General features: G+C 38.0%; 14 protein-coding genes. 7 read left to right on the forward strand and 7 right to left on the reverse strand.

Going from position 1 to position 18,792, the window contains the following annotated elements; translation table 11 throughout:
* Nucleotides 1-177: 177 nt before the first annotated feature.
* Nucleotides 178-1,110 (reverse strand): DUF72 domain-containing protein, encoded by a 933-nt coding sequence (locus tag FRZ67_RS21785; protein ID WP_147192677.1) that lies wholly within the window; start codon nucleotides 1,108-1,110, stop codon nucleotides 178-180.
* A 21-nt stretch (nucleotides 1,111-1,131) separates the two neighbouring features.
* Nucleotides 1,132-1,941, reverse strand: coding sequence for an N-acetylmuramoyl-L-alanine amidase (locus tag FRZ67_RS21790; protein WP_225975436.1), 810 nt, complete (start codon nucleotides 1,939-1,941; stop codon nucleotides 1,132-1,134).
* A 280-nt stretch (nucleotides 1,942-2,221) separates the two neighbouring features.
* On the opposite strand from FRZ67_RS21790, the gene FRZ67_RS21795 reads away from it, so the two are divergent.
* The 3 genes from FRZ67_RS21795 to FRZ67_RS21805 all read left to right on the forward strand — a co-directional run bounded on the left by FRZ67_RS21795 (nucleotide 2,222) and on the right by FRZ67_RS21805 (nucleotide 4,979).
* Nucleotides 2,222-3,019: an MOSC domain-containing protein gene (locus FRZ67_RS21795; protein WP_147192679.1), complete on the forward strand. Its 798-nt coding sequence runs from the start codon at nucleotides 2,222-2,224 to the stop codon at nucleotides 3,017-3,019.
* An 86-nt stretch (nucleotides 3,020-3,105) separates the two neighbouring features.
* Entirely contained in the window at nucleotides 3,106-4,284 is a 1,179-nt protein-coding gene (locus FRZ67_RS21800; RefSeq protein ID WP_147192680.1) for a sensor histidine kinase, read from the forward strand.
* Nucleotides 4,281-4,979 (forward strand): LytR/AlgR family response regulator transcription factor, encoded by a 699-nt coding sequence (locus FRZ67_RS21805; RefSeq protein WP_147192681.1) that lies wholly within the window; start codon nucleotides 4,281-4,283, stop codon nucleotides 4,977-4,979. The genes FRZ67_RS21800 and FRZ67_RS21805 overlap by 4 nt, the downstream gene beginning before the upstream one ends.
* A 95-nt stretch (nucleotides 4,980-5,074) precedes the next feature.
* Here the strand turns inward: FRZ67_RS21805 and FRZ67_RS21810 are convergent, their stop codons facing one another.
* From FRZ67_RS21810 to FRZ67_RS21830, 5 genes are all read right to left on the reverse strand, one after another.
* Nucleotides 5,075-5,593 (reverse strand): class I SAM-dependent methyltransferase, encoded by a 519-nt coding sequence (locus FRZ67_RS21810; RefSeq protein WP_147192682.1) that lies wholly within the window; start codon nucleotides 5,591-5,593, stop codon nucleotides 5,075-5,077.
* A 116-nt stretch (nucleotides 5,594-5,709) separates the two neighbouring features.
* Entirely contained in the window at nucleotides 5,710-8,235 is a 2,526-nt protein-coding gene (locus FRZ67_RS21815; protein WP_147192683.1) for a ligase-associated DNA damage response DEXH box helicase, read from the reverse strand.
* 326 nt (nucleotides 8,236-8,561) lie between these two features.
* Entirely contained in the window at nucleotides 8,562-11,159 is a 2,598-nt protein-coding gene (locus tag FRZ67_RS21820) for a glycoside hydrolase family 2 protein (RefSeq protein ID WP_147192684.1), read from the reverse strand.
* Between the two features lie 20 nt (nucleotides 11,160-11,179).
* Entirely contained in the window at nucleotides 11,180-12,343 is a 1,164-nt protein-coding gene (locus tag FRZ67_RS21825) for an AraC family transcriptional regulator (RefSeq protein ID WP_147192685.1), read from the reverse strand.
* 266 nt (nucleotides 12,344-12,609) lie between these two features.
* Complete coding sequence (locus FRZ67_RS21830) at nucleotides 12,610-13,875, reverse strand: MFS transporter (protein WP_147192686.1); 1,266 nt, start codon at nucleotides 13,873-13,875, stop codon at nucleotides 12,610-12,612.
* A 326-nt stretch (nucleotides 13,876-14,201) separates the two neighbouring features.
* Between FRZ67_RS21830 and FRZ67_RS21835 the strand changes: the two genes are divergently transcribed.
* The 4 genes from FRZ67_RS21835 to FRZ67_RS21850 all read left to right on the forward strand — a co-directional run bounded on the left by FRZ67_RS21835 (nucleotide 14,202) and on the right by FRZ67_RS21850 (nucleotide 18,638).
* On the forward strand, nucleotides 14,202-15,434 hold the full coding sequence (locus tag FRZ67_RS21835) for a hypothetical protein (protein ID WP_147192687.1): 1,233 nt from the start codon (nucleotides 14,202-14,204) through the stop codon (nucleotides 15,432-15,434).
* Nucleotides 15,435-15,604: 170 nt separating this feature from the next.
* Complete coding sequence (locus FRZ67_RS21840; protein ID WP_147192688.1) at nucleotides 15,605-16,048, forward strand: QcrA and Rieske domain-containing protein; 444 nt, start codon at nucleotides 15,605-15,607, stop codon at nucleotides 16,046-16,048.
* A gap of 1 nt (nucleotide 16,049) precedes the next feature.
* A complete protein-coding gene (locus FRZ67_RS21845; RefSeq protein ID WP_147192689.1) occupies nucleotides 16,050-17,123 on the forward strand; it encodes an imelysin family protein in 1,074 nt (357 codons plus the stop codon).
* A 141-nt stretch (nucleotides 17,124-17,264) separates the two neighbouring features.
* Nucleotides 17,265-18,638 carry a di-heme oxidoreductase family protein gene (locus FRZ67_RS21850; protein ID WP_147192690.1) on the forward strand — a complete coding sequence of 458 codons (1,374 nt, stop codon included), beginning with the start codon at nucleotides 17,265-17,267 and terminating at the stop codon, nucleotides 18,636-18,638.
* Nucleotides 18,639-18,792: the final 154 nt, after the last annotated feature.

Genomic DNA, 18,792 nt, shown 5'->3' on the forward strand with positions numbered 1-18,792 from the left:
TTCCTGAAATTAGAAGATATATAAATAGCAGAAAAAAAGCACGCATTTGTTTTACAAGTATAACGTTGATGAAATATGTTTATTATATTTCGATAAAAGCTCAGCACTGCCGCGAACGCACAAGTGAGTGACACAACAAAAGCTTATAATAATTCAAAAGCTTGTCAACAAAAAACATCAATCAAACAAGCCTTTCTGTCTTGGTTTTTGTTGCGTTGTATCTTTTATAAACACGGGCTTTTGTAATTGCAAACCACAAGCCGCATTAAGTTTGTCAACAAGATAAACAGTTAACTCAGGTGAGTATGCCTCATCATGCATGTGCATGAAAAAATAGAGTTCCTGTAAACCCTTGTCCAGCCAGTATTTCATGCGATCAACCCAAACATCTGTTCTTGTATAATCAGTGGGGTGCAGGCTGTTGCCAACATAACGGATGAATACTTTCGGAATAGTAAGATGCATATGTGCACAATCTCTTCTGCCACTTGTATCTGTTATAACAGCACCCATATTCATTTCTTTAAGTGTACCAAATAACTCTTCTCGTATATGTTGTTTGCCAAACCAATCATGATGACGCACTTCAAGAAAGAATTGCAGATCGGTTGGCAACGATCTTAAGTAAGTAAACAACTCATCTTTTCTATTTGGACTAAATGTATCACTCACCTGCACAAAGATAGGCCCGAGATGTTCTTCAAATGCAACTATACCTCGCAGGAATTCAGAAGTAAGAAAATCTTTTCCTTTTAAACTTCCACGATGTGTAACGCCCTGGTACATTTTCGGACAGAATAAAAAATCTTTTCCTTTTGCTTTTGCAGCCCATTTTGCAATGCCTGTTGCTCCATAAATTTTGTAGTGTGTTGCATTCAGTTCAATGCAATTATAGTGTTGTACATAATGATCAAGAAAATCTTTTTCCTTTGTTTTGGGCGGATATATTTTGCCTACCCATTCCAATCTTCCCCATTTGGCACAACCTATATAAACTTTGGGATTCTTTACAGGCTTACCTTTCAGCACTTGTTTGTTAAACACAGGCTCTGCAGGTAAAGAAAAATCTATATTATTTAATTCGCTTTCATCAACACGTCCGAATTCCATGAGTAAAATATTTTAGCAATATCAGTCAAACTTTTTTTCTACCATGTACAACACTTTCTTATCGGCGTCACTTAAAACTCTCGTTGTATCCTGCAGCCAATGTCTTTTAAAAGTTAGTATTGCAGCAGTAGTATCCTTTGTATCATAACCGATAATGCGTAATGCTTTTATATCATCAAAAAATGGTGGCATTATTATATTCGTTGTATCATCGTACCAATTACCAAACCCTTTGCCTGCAAGCTCTTTCCAGGGAAAGAATATGTTGGGATCATTTTTTCTTGTTGGTGCAATATCTGCATGACCAATAACATTTGCAGTTGGAATATTATATGTTTTCTTCAACGACGTTAATAATTGCAAAAGGCTTTTCATTTGCGCATCAGGAAAAAAATCAAAACCATTATTGTCGAGTTCAATGCCGATGCTGCTGCTGTTAATATCTGCATCATTGCCCCATTTGCCTGCACCAGCATGCCATGCACGCAGATAATCATTTAGCATGTGATGAATCGTTCCGTCTTTGCAAATAACATAGTGTGCACTTACCTGTGTACGTTGCAGCGTAAATGTTTTCAGTGTTTGCCCGCAACTGTCTTGTGCTGTGTGATGTATGATAACAAAGTTTGGTTTGCGCAAATTAAAGTTGGTAGTTCCTACAAAGTATGGTGCGTTTTGTAAGGAGTCTTCCAATGGATAGGTAGCAATTGTTTTCGAAAAAGCTTTAGCTTGTTTTTTATACAATTTATTTGTTGCTGCATACGGATTGCGCGAACAACTAAGTAATTGTAAAAATGATATAAAAATTAATAACAAAATTCTGTGTCTCATGTTCATATTTGTAAAATGAAATTAAGCAATGATTTTTATGTAGCAGGATTATGTAACCAGCTGCAGTAAAATTATGATGCTACTGTTGCGTCGCACTCTTGTACAGGTGAATAATAAGTGGTCAATGGTGAAGGACTTATTAACCATTCACAATTGACCATTCACGATCAGAACGTACAAGTGAGTGACACAACTGGGTTGCTAGAAGTACAACAGCTTGCAACCAAAAATAAATATCCATATTAATCACATCATATATCTTTATTGCAACAGACATTTTATGCTTAGCATTAGTGAACTATATATTTACCCGGTTAAATCATTAGGTGGTGTTGCTGTAAATGAAGCAAAGCTTACAGATCGTGGGTTTGAGCATGACAGACGCTGGATGCTGGTCGATGCTGCAGGGAAATTTATTTCGCAACGTGAAGTAAATGAAATGTCGTTATTAAGAGTTTCTATTACTGATGAAAATTTATTGATACACCATTTACATAAACAAGGGCATATATTATCTGTTCCATTGCACAATGAAAATGATGCGCCGGTTACAGTAAATATTTGGGATGATGTTTGTGAAGCAACTTACATTAGTAAAGAAGCAGATGCGTGGTTTTCTGAAATACTTTCGCAGGAATGCAGGCTGGTATATATGCCTGATGATACGCGGCGACTTGTTGATTTGAAATATGCTCATCATAATGAAATCACCAGTTTTTCTGATGGTTATCCTTTGCTGATTATTGGACAGGCATCACTTGATGATCTTAATGAAAAACTTACAGAACCCTTACCTATAAACCGTTTTAGACCGAATATTGTGTTTACGGGTGGTTATCCTTTCCAGGAAGATGATATGAAAGCCTTTGAAATTAACGGTATAAATTTTTATGGTGTAAAGCTTTGTGCACGTTGTGTTATTACAACCATTGATCAGCAAACCGGTGAGAAAAATAAAGAGCCACTTAAAACACTAAGCACATACCGCATGCGGGATAACAAGGTTTACTTTGGTCAAAACCTTTTATATAATAACACCGGCACGCTTCATGCAGGCGATAAAATAACGCTGCTTTAAACTTCATCGAATATTTTTGATAGTTTGTCGAAATCAATTATAAGCTTGTATTATTAGGAGTAGCTTTATATTGAAACACTACTGCTATGGAATTTGATAATGACAGAATAATAAGACCGGTCAACAAGATCGAAATTACGGGTTGGATAATTCTTTGCCTTATGAATCCCCTCGTTAATTGGTGGAGTATATTCCATGAATATTTAAAAGCTCATCCCACTCCAATAGTATTGGACCTTTTAGTTATTATTATCATTAATATGCTGTTTCTTCCTGCTTATGTATTATATGCCAGGTTTATTGTTTCTAAATTTCTTTTTCGTAAACGGTACATTCTTTTTGCACTATTGAGTATTGGTTTCTTCCTGGTGATACAATCATTATTTTTTGCGATCTGCTCAATTGTTTTAACGATCCATGATCTTACGCCTCCCGAATTCAATTATGTTTCTCATAGCTATGGCACGTTCATTCGCGAAGGTTTATGGATCATTATCAACATGCTTTTTGCCGGGGTAATTTGCTTTATAAGAGAAGCGATGACAAAAGATGATTCGATGGCTATACTTCAAAAGGAAAATAATTTTTATAAACTTCGATACCTGCGTGCGCAACTGAATCCTCATTTTCTTTTTAATACGTTGAATAGTATTTATTCGCTTAGCCTGCAAAAATCTGATAAAGCGCCTGAAGCAGTAGTAAAACTGGCAGATGTAATGCGCTACCTGATATACGAATGCAATGAAGACAGGATTTCTTTGAATAAAGAAATTGATTTCATCAGGAACTATATTGAAATAGAAAAAATAAGGTTTAAAGCAGATATACGTTTTACTGTGGAAGGAGATACGGAAGGCATAATGATAGAACCTTTTCTTTTTATTTCTTTTATTGAAAACGGATTTAAACACGCATTGGATAATACGGAGATTGAGCCATTTATTTATATTACTATAAAAGTAAAGCCAGGTGAGATCGTATTAAATGTACTCAACAATACAAACATTGATCTTGAGACACAGGCAAAGAGAATTCATGGCAAAGGTATCAGCGGAAGTAAGAGCCTGCTTGAATTATTATATCCTGCTGCTTACACATTGGATATTATTCAAACGGATAAAGATGAAAGACAGGAAAGCAAAGTAAGGCTCAAAAATGCAAAAGACCGGTTGGAAACATTATATCCCGATGCTCACACGCTTGATGTAATTTTAAAGAACAATGTATTCACAGTTTCATTAATTATAAAACCACAGGCTGCTTGATAAAGTGTATAATAGTAGAAGACGAAGTACTTGCACAGCAGGTTATTCAAAGCCATTTGCAAAAAGCAGAAAGATTTGAACTGGTAGGTGTTTGCAATAATGCGATGGAAGCGCAGGCATTGTTGAATAAGTATGAAGTTGACCTGATGTTTCTTGATATTCAATTACCCGGAATGACTGGACTGAATTTTCTGCGTTCATTAAACAATCCGCCACTCGTTGTGCTCACAACAGCTTATGCAGAGTACGCATTAGAGAGTTATGAATTCAATGTTATTGATTATTTGCTAAAGCCCATTTCATTTGATCGTTTTTCAAAAACGATCAGTAAAATTGTTGACGGCAAATTTGTTTTACAAAACAAAACTGAAAGCGGCGATGTAACCGGTGATCATATCTTCATTAAAAGCAATAGCAAATTTTTTAAGATCGACTTTCCTGATATTATTTACATAGAAGGCATGAAAGATTATTTAAAAATTCATACGCAGGAAAACATACTTGTTACACACCAGACGATGCAGGAAATGGAACAGTTGCTACCTTCAAAGCAATTTATCCGTGTACACAAATCTTATATTATTGCAGTTGCGCACATCAAAAGCATTTACGGAAACTCTATAGAAATGGGTAAAGCAACCATCCCTATTGGCATAAGTTATAAAGAGAAAGTAATGAATCTTATCGCCCGTTGATTGCAATGAATTTTTTATGGACCTGGCTTTTGATCTTATGGCATCGCCTGTTGCGTCGCACTCTTCAACACCTTATTATTTAGTGAGCAAAAAGTTTATAGTTTTATCAATGCTGCATACATATTCGCTCTTCCAAAAACTGAAGGATGTTCTTGTAATTTTATTATCTCTTTGTGTTTTATTTGTTTGAATAATGTATTTAAAGATGAAAAACTCAATGGGTAAGGAACCCAGGGATTTGATTTATCTGTATCATATTCTACTAATAATAAATAACCATCTTTCCTTAATAAGTGCATCAACTTATTTATGAATAAAATTTTATCTTTTACGTAATGAAGGGAGTTAGCCATTAATACACCATTCAGATCACTAAGAGGTATAGTGTCTTTAATAAAATCAAGTTGCAAAAATTCAATTGTAATTGGTGTAGAGAATTTTCTAAAGCCGCCTATGGTTTTATCTACTGCATAAATTGTACTGTTGTTATTCAGCAAGTTTGCTAAGGCTTGTGTAAACAAACCCGAACCACAACCCAGATCAGCCCACGTTTGTGGCGCTGTGTGCAGGATGTCTTTATGTTGAATTAATTTTATTGCCTCGCTTAATTGCATATTCTATCAGGTGCTACTAATTGCTGAATAAAGATAAGAACGTACAAGCGTGCGACGCAAGGAAGATGCGTAATAGTAATATAGTCTGGCTCATAAAAATTACTATCATTTATATTTTAATTTTCAAGTTGCTGTTGCATTCTTCTTATGCGATCTTCCAGTCTTTCAGATGAAAGATTATACCTGCTTAATCCATCAACGATAATAGGAAAAGACAACGGTGTAAACTGCTGTGGAAACATAATCACGATGCGACTATTTTGTATACGCTGCAATGCATTGCGCAAACGCACTTCTTCCATCTGCTGATCAAACACTTCCTGGTATGCCTGCCGCAATAAAATATTATGGGGGTCATATTCGCTAAACACCTTGAAAAGCAGTCCGGCAGAGGATTGCAGGTGTCTTGCCTTTTTTTGCTCACCAGGAAAACCCTGGAAGATCAATCCGCCAATCACAGCAATATCACGGAATTTACGTGTTGCCATTTCAACAGAGTTTACACTCTTTTGAATGTCTGTAATAAGATTTTCAGTTGTAAATAATTCATGCACGTTGGTGTCATCCACAGGAATGGGGCGATCACTCAATAATTCAAAACCGTAATCATTCATAGCGATAGAAAAAGTAATGGCTGTTGCTTTGCTGATGCGGTATGCCATCAATGAACTCATGGCTTCATGCACCTGCCTGCCTTCAAACGGATACACCATTAAATGATAACCATCTTTATCTTCGATATGTTCTATCAGCAATTCATCTGATTGTGGAATATGTGATAATTCCTTTTGCAATTCAAACAATGGCTGCAAACTTTTTAATTCAATTTCATCAAGATCATTGGCTGCGATCTTATTAAATGTGTTACGCAGCACATGACCCAGATTTGCAGTAAGACTCATTCTTCCACCCATCCAGCTTGGCACCAATGCTTTCTTCGATTTTGATTTACGTGTAAGCACTGTCATATCTTTTATAGCAACCATTTCAAGATTATAACCACCAAACACAAACACGTCACCAGGCTCCAAACGACTAATGAACCATTCTTCAATCACACCAATATAGCCACCACTCATGAATTTTACTTTCATCATCGCATCACTAACAATAGTGCCAATATGCATTCGATGCCGCATGGCAATGCGCCTGTTGCGTATGCGGTATAAGCCATCAATAACTTCTACTTTTTTATATTCATCATAATGTTCCAGCGCTTTACCGCCACTGGTGATATGATATATTACTTCATGCCACTCACTTTCTTTTATATCAGCAAAACAATAAGTTGATCTTACTTCTTCGAAAATTTCCTCTGGCCTGAAACCCTCGCCAATAGCTAATGTGCAGAGATATTGTATCAATACATCAAAGCAAAGCAACATTGGTTCACGACTTTCTATTACTTTGTCCTTGATGGCTTCTTTTAATGCTGCAGCTTCTACCAATTCCAATGAATGTGTTGGTAAAAAATAAATCTTACTTACATCACCGGGCCTGTGCCCACTGCGGCCTGCACGTTGTAAAAACCTTGATACACCTTTAGGAGAACCAACCTGTATTACAGTATCAACGGGCCTAAAATCAACACCAAGATCAAGACTTGCAGTACACACCACTGCTTTCAATTTTTGTGTATGCAATGCTTCTTCAACCCACCAACGCAGCTCTTGTTCAATACTGCCATGGTGCAATGCAATGGCGCCGGCAAGCTGTGGCGCAATATCAAGAATGGTTTGATACCATCTTTCACTCATGCCTCTTGTATTAATAAAAATGAGCGTGGTATTGCTTGCTTCAATGATGGGAATAATTTGTGCAGCCAGCTTAATACCAAGATGGCCCGCCCATGGGTATTTTTCTATCTCGTCTGGTATAATGGAATAAACTTCTGTACGCTTATGCAGGTTTGCTTTTACAATTACACTTTCTTCAAAATTTACAGGCGCAAGCAACACTTCTCTTGCTTCTTCCAGATTTCCAATTGTTGCGCTAATACCCCAAACAGAAATTTGTTTTTTTTGACTTTTAACTTTTGACTTTTCACCTTCTCTGTTGTCTATTGCCAATTGCCCATTGACGACATTTACAATCCTGCTCACCGCCAATTCCACTTGTACACCACGTTTACTGCCAAGCAATTCATGCCATTCATCAACAGCAATAATGCGCAGGTCTTTAAAAGTTTCAGGATAGCCTTTTTGCGCCAATAATAAATGTAAACTCTCCGGAGTTATCAGCAACACCTCGGGTATATTACGTTTTTGTTTTTGCCGCTCACTGGTGTCTGTATCACCATTACGAATGCCAACTTTCCATTGCATGCCTAATTCTGCAATTACTTCTTCCATGGCACGTGCAATATCTTTTGCCAATGCACGCAGTGGTGTTACCCACAATAATTGTAAACCGTTTTTTGATTTCGTTTTGTAGTTGTCCGGATGTTCGTTAATGAATTGTATTACACTGCCAATAAAAACGGAGAATGTTTTTCCGCAGCCTGTAGGGGCATTTACCAAACCGCTTTTGCCATCAAGAATATGCTGCCACGTTTCCTGCTGAAAGCTAAATGGGGCAAAGCTTTTGGCAGTAAACCAATCTTTTATAATTTGAAAGCCTTTTGTTCTATTTAATGATGCCATTCTATATTTTTCAGCACCATGAAAGTAAGCAGAGAAATATTATAAACCCAACTGTATTCCTGCTATTAAGCATTGTTGCGTCGCACTCTTGTACGCTTTGCTCAGTATTGAACTTAATGCAGAAGAGTGCGACGCAACGAAAGTCTAATACTTATTCTGCAGATGGGAGCAAAAAAATATCCCGTTGTAAGACTGAAAATGCATTCGTATGTATTCAAAGCGCAATTCAAAAGTGTCCCATTTCCTTTGGATCGCCGACATATGAGGTTATACAAGTGCTTCGTCAATCTTACAACGGGATAGGGTGTTATCCCGGTTATTATTTTTTATTCACCGGCCGCATTCCATGCGGTTGTTAAAATATAGGCATCTGCATTGCCGGCATTTTTATTTTCATAACTGCAATTGATCGTTCTGCTTTCGCCGGGCGCCAGTGAAAAATAATTGTCATCAAAAATTACCGGCAAAATATCATCTCCATCTTTTCCTTTCAATGCACGCAGGTGCACAAAAAATGCAACAGCTTTGCCTGTATTGGTTATTGTAATATGTTGTGTTGTTGATAACTCCTTTTTAGTTGTTATGTAATCGGTTTTTAGCGAGGTCTTTGGTAGTTGCTGCAAACCACTAAGATCTGTATAAGCAGATTGCGGCGTGTAGAACCACGTTGATTTATTCCAGTTAAGCACATCCTGTTTTTGTGAAAGCCAGTACCAGTTGATGCTTTTTGTTTTGCCATTTGCATCAGTCAATTCAAGTCGTAAAAAATAAACATCACTTAAATCTTTGATCGCTGGAAGAACAAAACATTTTGTTATTGCATCTTCTTTTACTGACGTTACAATCGAATGATTAAACTTCAAGACACCATTAATATCATATATCGCTGCTTTGGCAGTTAGATTATTAAAGCTTTTTAACAAGGAATTATTTATAATCACTTCATTTGATTTGTAAGAATATTGAACATGCAGAGGTTCCATCGATTTCTTCATACCAAAATAAGTGCCTGCAGGATAGAGAAAATAATCATAGGTATGCCAGATTAAGCCGGGCCATGGATTGCTGAGCATCCATTGCACTACGCCTGTTGCTGTGTTGTATTTATTTAAACCATATGCTTCCATCATAGCACGATGAGCTTCATAATTCTGTGCCTGTGCTTTATCAAGGAACTCCTGTATAGTTGTTGATTTGCCATAACGGTTATTCAATGCTTCATTAAATATTTTTGTATCGCCAAATTCCATGGTGCCACAATGATAAAGCCAATCACTGTTTGTATACCACAAAGAATCTTTCGGAATAAACTTGATTAAACTTTCATAAGGTGGGATAGAAGGCCCCGGTGAGATCTCTGTTGCAAAACTCCATGCACCACCATATTTGTGCGGATCTGTTTCCCAATAAATGGGCGGCACCCAATCATAAGGCCCGGCCATTTTTACGCCGCTTTTGCCAGACACTTTCGATACACCTTCGTTTGCAGTAGCAAGTATAGGATTGGGCCATTTCAATTCTTTTTCTATAGCAAGGTAACCGCTTTCTACAGAAGTATCTGTTGGCGGCATATCGCTTCCATTGAGCCAGCTAAGCATACAGGCTTTATTGCGCAGCCAGTACATAACACTGCGGTCAGATTCCATGGCAACATTTCTTTCTTCTGCACTCCAGCTTTTTGGATATTGCCATGAACCGCAACACATCCATCCTGTCATTACCAGCAAACCATATTTATCACAGAGATCATAAAAATTGTCATCTTCAAATTTTCCTTCTGAACGTACGATGTTCATGTTCATATCCCGCACCAGTTTTATTTCCTGCTCCTGTCTTTCTGGTGAGCGACGCTGAAAAATATCAGGCGACCATGCTGCACCACGCAACATGATTGGTTTACCATTAACAATAAATTCTCTTGCATCATTACTGATAAATACAGAAGTTATTTCTCTGATACCAAAATTCTCTTTGATAGTATTGCTTATATTTTCTTTAACAACAGACTGCAGGGTGATGGTATTTAGGTCAGGATTGCCATATTGCCAGGGCCACCAGATGCGTGGGTTTTCTATGTTTAATTGTTTGTAATCTGTCGGCTTAAATGTAATGCTTTTCGATTCATTTGGTTGAAGATGTATTTTCTGTTCAAAATTGATGTTGTTATTGATCTTTCCTTTTACTGTTACGTCCTGCGCTTCGCCGGAATAATTTATTACTTCCGCATCTACCGTTAAATGTGCAACCGTAAGGGCTTTGGAATTAAACTTTGTTGTAACCAATGGATAACGAACGGCAACTTTATCATAAGTACTGATGCTTACATTATTTACGATGCCTCCGTTATAATCTGCAGGATAATGTATCCAGTCTGCATAATCTATTGCAAGGTCACCATCTTTTTTATTAGGATTGAATGGGCTTAATATCTCCAATGCTATAACATTCTTGCCATCTTCATTGATGAACTTTGTAATATCAAGATCAAAAATTCTGAATGGCCCTTTGATTACTGAAGAATCTTTTACAAGCACACCATTTACCCAAAGATTTGCTTTGTAATTAATGCCATGCAGTGTAAGTATCACTGTTTTATTTTTTTCACCTACAGGTAATTCAAATGTTTTTCTGAACCACCACGAATGGTCAAATCTTTCACCTGAAATTTTCTCCAGGTTCTTACCATAGAACGGATCAAAATCAAATTCTTTGTTAGCAATAAGGCCTGCAATAATTGTGGTAGGCACAGAAACGTTATACCAATTATTTGCTGTAAAATTTTCCTGCGATATTTCTTTACCACCTGCTTTATCTGTTAGCGAAGATTGCATTTTCCATCCATCGCTTAATATTATTTTGTTTTCATCCTGCGCAACTGCATTGATAAGTAAGAGCAGGAAAAGAATTGTGATGAAGTGTTTCATTGTATACTATTTATAATAACTTATTTTATTAAATGTTTTTTTCTGTATTCACCCGGCGTGCATCCTTTTACTTCTTTAAAAAGTCGGGAAAGATTTTTGCTGCTGTCAAACCCGGTTTCGGTAGCTATCTCAAAAATGCTTTTATCTGTTTCGAGTAAAAGGCGCGAAAATTTTTCAATGCGCAAATGATAGATATACCTGTATAAAGGAAAGCCGGTAACTTTTTGAAAACGTGTTTCCAAAGCTCTTCTGGAAAGCGGAATATGTTTTAATACATGCGTTACCCGCAGATTCTGGTGAATATTTTCATGAATGTATTTCAATGCAGGAAGTATGTAAGGATCATTCGCTGCGTAGATATCTGTTGATTGCCTTGTTACAGTTTGCATAGGCTTTACAATAATATCGTTCCATTGTTGTTTTCTTTTTTGTTTGATCATTTTATCCATCAATGCAGCAGCATCATAACCACCTTTTATAACATCCAGACTAATACTTGATAATGCAGGGTTTGAAATGGTACAGATCATTTCATCATTGTCAACACCAAGCGCAGCAAGTTCTTCAGGGATTCTGATGCCGGTTAACTTACATGCTTCTGTTATCTGCTGACCAAGATTATCATCACATGCCATCAATGCCATAGGCTTAGGCAAAGATGTGAGCCATTCACTCAACGGCGAAGGTTTGTAATACCATAATTCAGAGGTATTTGATCTGCGTTGTTCAAAATAATGAACCTTATATCCGTGTTTTTTTACGGTTGCTTCATAACCTTCTGCACGTTCTCTCGACCATACAATATTTTTAAAACCATAGAAAGCGAAATTGGTATAGCCATTTTTCAAAAAATATTCAGCAGCCATTTTACCGGTGTCATTATATGCACCCGTAATGTTTACGGCATTGCTTAACCGCTCTTTAAAATCCTGTGCTATCAAAGGAATACCTGCACGTTTTATTTGCTCTGCATCATCTTCTGTGCGTATGCGCCCTATAATTCCATCTGCACCCCAATCTTTTGCCCATTTGCAAAAATTTTTTATACCATGGGCATCTTTAAATGCTTCAGGCATACGGCAAAACACCCATGGCCCATGTTCTTTTGCATACGCCATAATTCCTTTTATCAGGCCTCGGCCATACTCTTCCGCTAAATCTGTTAACAGGATTATCTTAGGCATATATTTTTATTCATGTAAATATTTGATATGATTTTTATGTACCCGGCCGCAGTGTTTGTAGCATCGCCTGTTGCGTCGCACACTTGTACGTTCAGAACAATGATAAAAAGTTCAAACGTTTACATGTTCAACAATTCACGCGTTTACAGGTGCAAGCAACCCGTAAACATTTAAACTCGTGAACTGTTGAAACTCTTGAAGGAGCAAAAGTGTGCGACGCAACAGAAGTTTAATATTTGTACTACAGCCAGGCCAATAAAAATTTTCTATGCATCTTTTGATTTGAACAGATCACGCAATGATATTTTGGAATTATTTACCAGAGGCTTTGCCCATATGCCCATGCTGAATAAGTACCCCAGTGTTAAAAGCAAAAACAACATAGCAGTTCTTAAACCTGTATAGTCAGAAATTCCCCCAATTAATAATGGTACAACAGCACCACCAATAATGCCTGTGCATAGGATGCCTGCAAAGCTGCCATGATGTTTGGCAACAGAATTTAAACCAAGTGAAATAACAATGCTCCACATAACAGATGCAAAAAAGCCGCAAGCCGGAAATGCAATCACAGCAATACCTGCAGAGCCATACAATGCTGCGAGTAAACTAAGCATAGCGCCTGCAACAAATACCTGCAGTAATTTTCGGCTGTCATATAACTTTAGTAATACAAGGCCGAGTAAACAACCTGCAGTCATTAATCCCCAAAACCATGCAACAGCAGATGCACCTTTTGTTTCAGGGTCAAGACCATGATAGAGTTGCAGGAATTTTGAGATCCAGTTGGCGATGCCCTGCTCTGTGCCTACATAGCAAAATGTACCAAAGAAAAAAAGAATGGTATAACGGTTTTTCAGTAATTCTTTAAAGTTATCCAGCGTTCCTATCTTCTCATCTTCTTTCAATTCTACTTTCGGAAATTTTATACTCCAGATAACTAATATCATTAATAAGGTAACGAGTGCAAATACCCAATATAAAGAGACCCACTCCAAATGTTGCGGTACAATTTTATTCAGCACATTAACTATTACGTTGCTGGTATCAGTATGTACGTTTTGTACTAAGTAACTATACAACCATGGGCTGATAAAAGAAGCAAGCCCAAAGAACACCTGCGCCAGTACTGAGTTGAATGCAAAATGTTCTTCACCACCTGCAGCACGCAACAGCGGATTTATTACGACTTGCAGCATCGCCATTCCAAGGCCAATTAAAAACAAGGAAAGCAGTGCTACCGTGAAACTGGTAAAAAATACAAAAAGCATGGCGCCTGCCAGTGCAAGCAGGAAGCCAAGTATCAACACAAGTTTCTCGCTGTATTGTTCAATTAAAATACCGGCAGGTATAGACATTACACCATAAGCCACAAAAAATGAAAAGGGCAGAAAGCCGGCAAGGCCAAGGCTTAGATGAAAGCTGTCAATAATATCAGGCACCAATGGCCCGAGTATATTGGTAAGAAAAGAGATCACAAAAAATATGACCATTACAAGTATTACCAGCAGCGTTTGTCTTTTTGGATTCATATAGTGGCTTTCGTAAAGAGAGGATAAAGCTATGCAGATTCCGCAGATATTCCATTCGTATTTTGCGTATAATATTCTTCGATTTGCGCAAGTGGACTCAAAAATGCTGTAGTGCTAACCTGTTGCCTGAAGATCTGAACGTACAAGTGTGCGACGCAACAATCTTTAATATTTATTCTCCAGTTTGGTGCATAAATTATTTTATTCTCATAATTAAAATATGCTGCAATAGATGAATAGTAAATACAAAACGTTTCCTGATTCCGTAAAGTGGTTTCCTGATTGCGTAAGTCACCTGTTTTGTATATAATTACTTTCGCGGCATTATGAGAAAGCGTTTACTATTATTTATTTCTGTGTTTGTGGTGTTTGTATCTAATGCGCAATACCGAACTAATGCACAGCAATTGATTATGACGAATGAGGATTCTTTGAATGCGGGTATTTCAAAAAATAAAACGGTTCTTTCCGGCTACGGAAGTGCTTCTTACCAGCGGGATTTTAACCTGAAACAATCTACTGCAACATTAGAAAGAGTAGTACTTTTTGTTGGTCACCAGTTCAATCCTAAAATTTCTGTTTTTACGGAAATGGAAATTGAAAATGCAAAAGTTGAAGGTGGTGAGCCAGGCGGTGAAATTGCATTAGAGCAGGCATTCTTAAAATTCAATCTCAATCCCAGGCAATATCTTATTGCCGGGTTGATTATTCCGCGTATTGGTTTGCTCAACGAAAATCATCTGCCCGTAAATTTCAATGGAGTAGAAAGACCATTGGTTGAACAACTGGTCATTCCGGCAACATGGAGAGAGTTGGGTATTGGATTTTACGGAACTGCAAACAGGTTACCATTAAACTATAGTGTTGCGCTGGTGAACGGTTTAAACAGTGAGGGGTTTGAACATGGCAGCGGCATACGCGAAGGCCGTGCTGAAGGCCGCAACGCTACTGCCAATAATCTTGCGGTAACTGCTTCGCTGCAATACAGTGTAAGCAATTTCAAATTCCAGGTATCGGGTTACATGGGCGGTACGGTTGGACTTCCTAAAACAAGTGCAGACAGTCTGGGGCTTAACAGCGGCGCGTTTGGTACACCTCTTTATCTTGGCGAAGCAAATATGCAATATGCGAATAATGGTTTCTCCGCAAAGGTATTAGGTGCCTATATTGCTTATCCCGATGCGGAAAAAATAAATACGGCATACGCAAAAAATATTGCTAAAGGTATGTATGGTGCGTATGCAGAATTTGGTTATGACTGGTTGTATAGGAAACAAAAGAAAGCGCAGCTCATCACTTTTGCACGTGCAGAAATGTTTGATCTGAACGCTTCTATTCCGGCACCGCCCAAAGCCATATACGATGGCACAGAAAAGCAAACACATATCATTGCGGGTTTTAGTTATTTGCCTATTCCAAACGTGGTTATAAAAGCAGATGTGCGTTTGCTGCATACCGGTGCGCAGAATCCTGATCTTGTTATCAATCCTGCACCCAATGCATTACCCTATCAGCAGAGCAACCAGTTTTTTAATCTTGGTATTGGTTATTCCTTTTAGTTTTTTGGGACCGAACTGTGGCATACAAATGAAGCTTTTGTTGCGTCGCACACTTGTACACAAGAGATAGTTTCGGCAATTCACCGGGTAACGTTTACAAGTTGTTTTATTAATTGCAAATAGCACGTAGGCTAATTCATCTTTATGCAGCAACAAAAGCAATCAACATTATGAAAAGAAAAGAATTTATAACGTCTTCCTGTAAAGCATGTATGCTAATGACTGCCGGATATTTTTTACCAAAACTTACGGGTTGCAGTCCGGCAGCATACAGTGTTTTTAAAACAGACATTGTTGATAAAAAGATCAGCATCCCTTTGAGCATGTTTGATCAGAGTGCCGTGCAGTTTGTAAGGCCAAAAGGCTGGTATTTTGATATTGCTGTACAAAAAAACGCTGACAATACTTATCAGGCGTTATTGCTGCAGTGCACACACCAGGAAAACCAGCTAACACCAAATGGAAAGAATGGATACCAATGCAGTTTACATGGCAGCCAGTTTGATATGGTTGGTAATGTAAGGAAAGGCCCTGCTGAAAAGCCGCTGGAACGTTATTACACAAGTATTGAAAATAATAATCTCGTCATTCAAATACCAAAAGCGCCTATTTAAAATGAAGAAAACATTTCTCGCATTAAGCATAGCAGTAACTGTAATTTTTGCTGCCTGTAATAAAGCACCACAAGCCATACCGCAAACAGATGATTTTGCTACGCTTGAACAAACAGTGCTAACAGACTTCACCAATAACATAGCGCTGAGTGGTTATTTAAATCTTAGTGTTAAAGCAATGCAGTTAAATACGGCATTGCAAAATCTTAATGCAAATACTACGGAAGTAAATCTTGCCACAGCAAGACAGGCATGGAAAGATATGCGTACCGTGTGGGAACAATGCGAAAGTTTTTTGTTTGGCCCTGTTGAAGATAATGACTACGATCCCAACATGGATACATGGCCAACAGATTACCAGCAGATGGATGCATTGCTGGCAAGTGCAAATTCGCTTACAGTAAGCGATATACAAGGTCTTACTTTATCCCTGCGTGGTTATCATCCTATTGAATATATCATCTTTGGAAACCATGGAAGCCGCACTGCTGCTGAGATAACAACACGACAGAAAGAATATATGATGAGTTTATCAACTGATCTTAGCAACACCTGTAATGACCTGTACTTAAGTTGGGCTTCTGCTCCTGAAAACTTTGCACAGCAGGTTATTACTGCGGGAACTGGCAGCACAAAGTATGCAAAGAAACAGGAAGTGTATATAGCACTGGTTGATGGCCTGACCGGTATTTGCGAAGAAGTAGGCGAAGGCAAAATGAAGGAGCCTTTTGATGCAAAAGATGCGCAGTTGGTAGAATCTCCTTATTCAGGAAACTCAACAATAGATTTTAAGAATAATATCATCGGGATACAGAATGTATATCTTGGTTTAAATGGTGGCAAAGGTTTGAAAGATCTTGTTGCTGCAAAAAATAAATCATTAGACAATACTATTCAAAATGAGATAACGGCAGCGATCAATTCTTTTGATAATATTTCTGGTTATTATGAAGATGCGATCATTACTACTGATGGCCGTGTAAAGATCCAGGCAACGATGGATGTACTGGCTACATTAAAAGAAACATTGGAGAATGATCTGAAGCCTTTTATTGTGCAGTATATATTGGATTAGACTGTGAAAGGTGAAAAGTAAGATGTGAAATTTCTTCCCGGTTGTTGATATAAATTCTTAAGTACAAGTGTGCGACGCAAGGGACTATGATAGTAGTACCGAAGTTTGGTTCATAAAATAAAATACAGTAAGAAAAACAACATGAAAAAAATTTGGGTCATCGGTATTGTGGTGGTGAGCATTAGTGGATTTACTATGTGCAATAAAGCCGATGTATTTCCTGATGCCGGTTATGATGAGAGGCTAAGCGCCGGGCTTGCTACTGTATTTGATGAAACATCCAAAGCTTTTTCTCATGCAGTGGAAGGATTGAGTGACCGTGATATGGAAGTGCATGAGTTAGGTGATGCTGCGTTTGAACAAACTTTTGTAAGTGCACCTGCGCCTGTAAACAGCGGACTTGGCCCCGTGTTTAATAATGTATCCTGTATATCTTGTCACCACAACGATGGGAAAGGTACGCCCACAGCGGGTTTCAGCACCTCGTCTATGTTGTTTAGAATAAGCATCCCGGGTGCAGATGAATATGGTGGACCGTTAGCAGCAATTGGTTATGGTGGTCAATTGCAGGACCAGGCTGTGTTTGGTAAACAACCCGAAGTACATGTTGATATCAACTATAATGATAAAGAAATTAATTACCCTGATGGCAGCAGTGTTGTGTTGCGTGACCCGGTTTATACTATTACGCAGTCTTATTTATTACTGCCTGCCGGTCATATGTTATCGCCACGTATGGCGCCGCCTGTATTTGGTACGGGCTTGCTTGAACTGATACCTGAAAGCACCATTCTTTCTTTTGCGGATGAGAACGATAAAGATGGTGATGGCATAAGCGGTAAACCAAATTATGTGTACAATGCATACACAAAAGAAACTGAATTGGGAAGGTTTGGTTTGAAAGCAAACAATCCCAATTTATTGGTTCAGGTTGCGGGTGCATATAACCAGGACATGGGTATTACGAGTTATGTTTTTCCGCAGGAAAGCAGTTATGGACAAGCGCAATCCGATGCATATAAAGATGATCCTGAATTGGCAGATAGTATTTTAAATGAAGTTGCATTTTATGTAAAAACACTGGCAGTTCCTGCAAGAAGAAATGTTACAGATGTAACCATAAAAGAAGGCGAACAATTATTTAATCAGATAAATTGTACGGGTTGTCATAAGCAGACAATGCAAACCGGTGTTGATGTAACGATCAGGCAATTAAGCAATCAGCGCATACATCCTTACACTGATCTTTTGTTGCATGATATGGGTGATGGCCTTGCAGATAACCGGCCCGATTTTCTTGCCGATGGTAAAGAGTGGCGTACTACTCCTTTATGGGGAATAGGATTGTTTCAGAAGACAAATGGTATTCCTTATTTTTTACACGATGGCCGTGCAAGAACATTGGAAGAAGCCATTCTCTGGCATGGCGGCGAAGCAGAAAAAAGTAAAAATGCATTTATGCAGTTAACAAAAACAGAAAGAGATAAGATCATTAAGTTTTTGAATTCCCTGTAAGAAAACCCCGCTATAATTAAAGCAATTGTTATTCTGAATAGCAATTGCTTATTTGTTTGTATGAATATCGTTTAACCCAACAGTATAGCATCATTCATCGTTCCTTGCGTCGCACTCTTGTGCATTTTGTTCATTACGCAAAATGCGGTAATTA

The sequence above is a fragment of the Panacibacter ginsenosidivorans genome (assembly GCF_007971225.1).
Taxonomy (GTDB): Bacteria; Bacteroidota; Bacteroidia; order Chitinophagales; family Chitinophagaceae; genus Panacibacter; species Panacibacter ginsenosidivorans.

What these genes read in the sequence shown, in the direction of transcription:
- FRZ67_RS21785 (WP_147192677.1), bottom strand. Translation starts at nt 1,110, where the DNA reads ATGGAATTCGGACGTGTTGATGAAAGCGAATTAAATAATATAGATTTT.
- FRZ67_RS21835 (WP_147192687.1), top strand. Translation starts at nt 14,202, where the DNA reads ATGAGAAAGCGTTTACTATTATTTATTTCTGTGTTTGTGGTGTTTGTA.
- FRZ67_RS21795 (WP_147192679.1), top strand. Translation starts at nt 2,222, where the DNA reads ATGCTTAGCATTAGTGAACTATATATTTACCCGGTTAAATCATTAGGT.
- FRZ67_RS21800 (WP_147192680.1), top strand. Translation starts at nt 3,106, where the DNA reads ATGGAATTTGATAATGACAGAATAATAAGACCGGTCAACAAGATCGAA.
- FRZ67_RS21850 (WP_147192690.1), top strand. Translation starts at nt 17,265, where the DNA reads ATGAAAAAAATTTGGGTCATCGGTATTGTGGTGGTGAGCATTAGTGGA.
- FRZ67_RS21845 (WP_147192689.1), top strand. Translation starts at nt 16,050, where the DNA reads ATGAAGAAAACATTTCTCGCATTAAGCATAGCAGTAACTGTAATTTTT.
- FRZ67_RS21815 (WP_147192683.1), bottom strand. Translation starts at nt 8,235, where the DNA reads ATGGCATCATTAAATAGAACAAAAGGCTTTCAAATTATAAAAGATTGG.
- FRZ67_RS21825 (WP_147192685.1), bottom strand. Translation starts at nt 12,343, where the DNA reads ATGCCTAAGATAATCCTGTTAACAGATTTAGCGGAAGAGTATGGCCGA.
- FRZ67_RS21820 (WP_147192684.1), bottom strand. Translation starts at nt 11,159, where the DNA reads ATGAAACACTTCATCACAATTCTTTTCCTGCTCTTACTTATCAATGCA.
- FRZ67_RS21810 (WP_147192682.1), bottom strand. Translation starts at nt 5,593, where the DNA reads ATGCAATTAAGCGAGGCAATAAAATTAATTCAACATAAAGACATCCTG.
- FRZ67_RS21790 (WP_225975436.1), bottom strand. Translation starts at nt 1,941, where the DNA reads ATGAGACACAGAATTTTGTTATTAATTTTTATATCATTTTTACAATTA.
- FRZ67_RS21840 (WP_147192688.1), top strand. Translation starts at nt 15,605, where the DNA reads ATGAAAAGAAAAGAATTTATAACGTCTTCCTGTAAAGCATGTATGCTA.
- FRZ67_RS21830 (WP_147192686.1), bottom strand. Translation starts at nt 13,875, where the DNA reads ATGAATCCAAAAAGACAAACGCTGCTGGTAATACTTGTAATGGTCATA.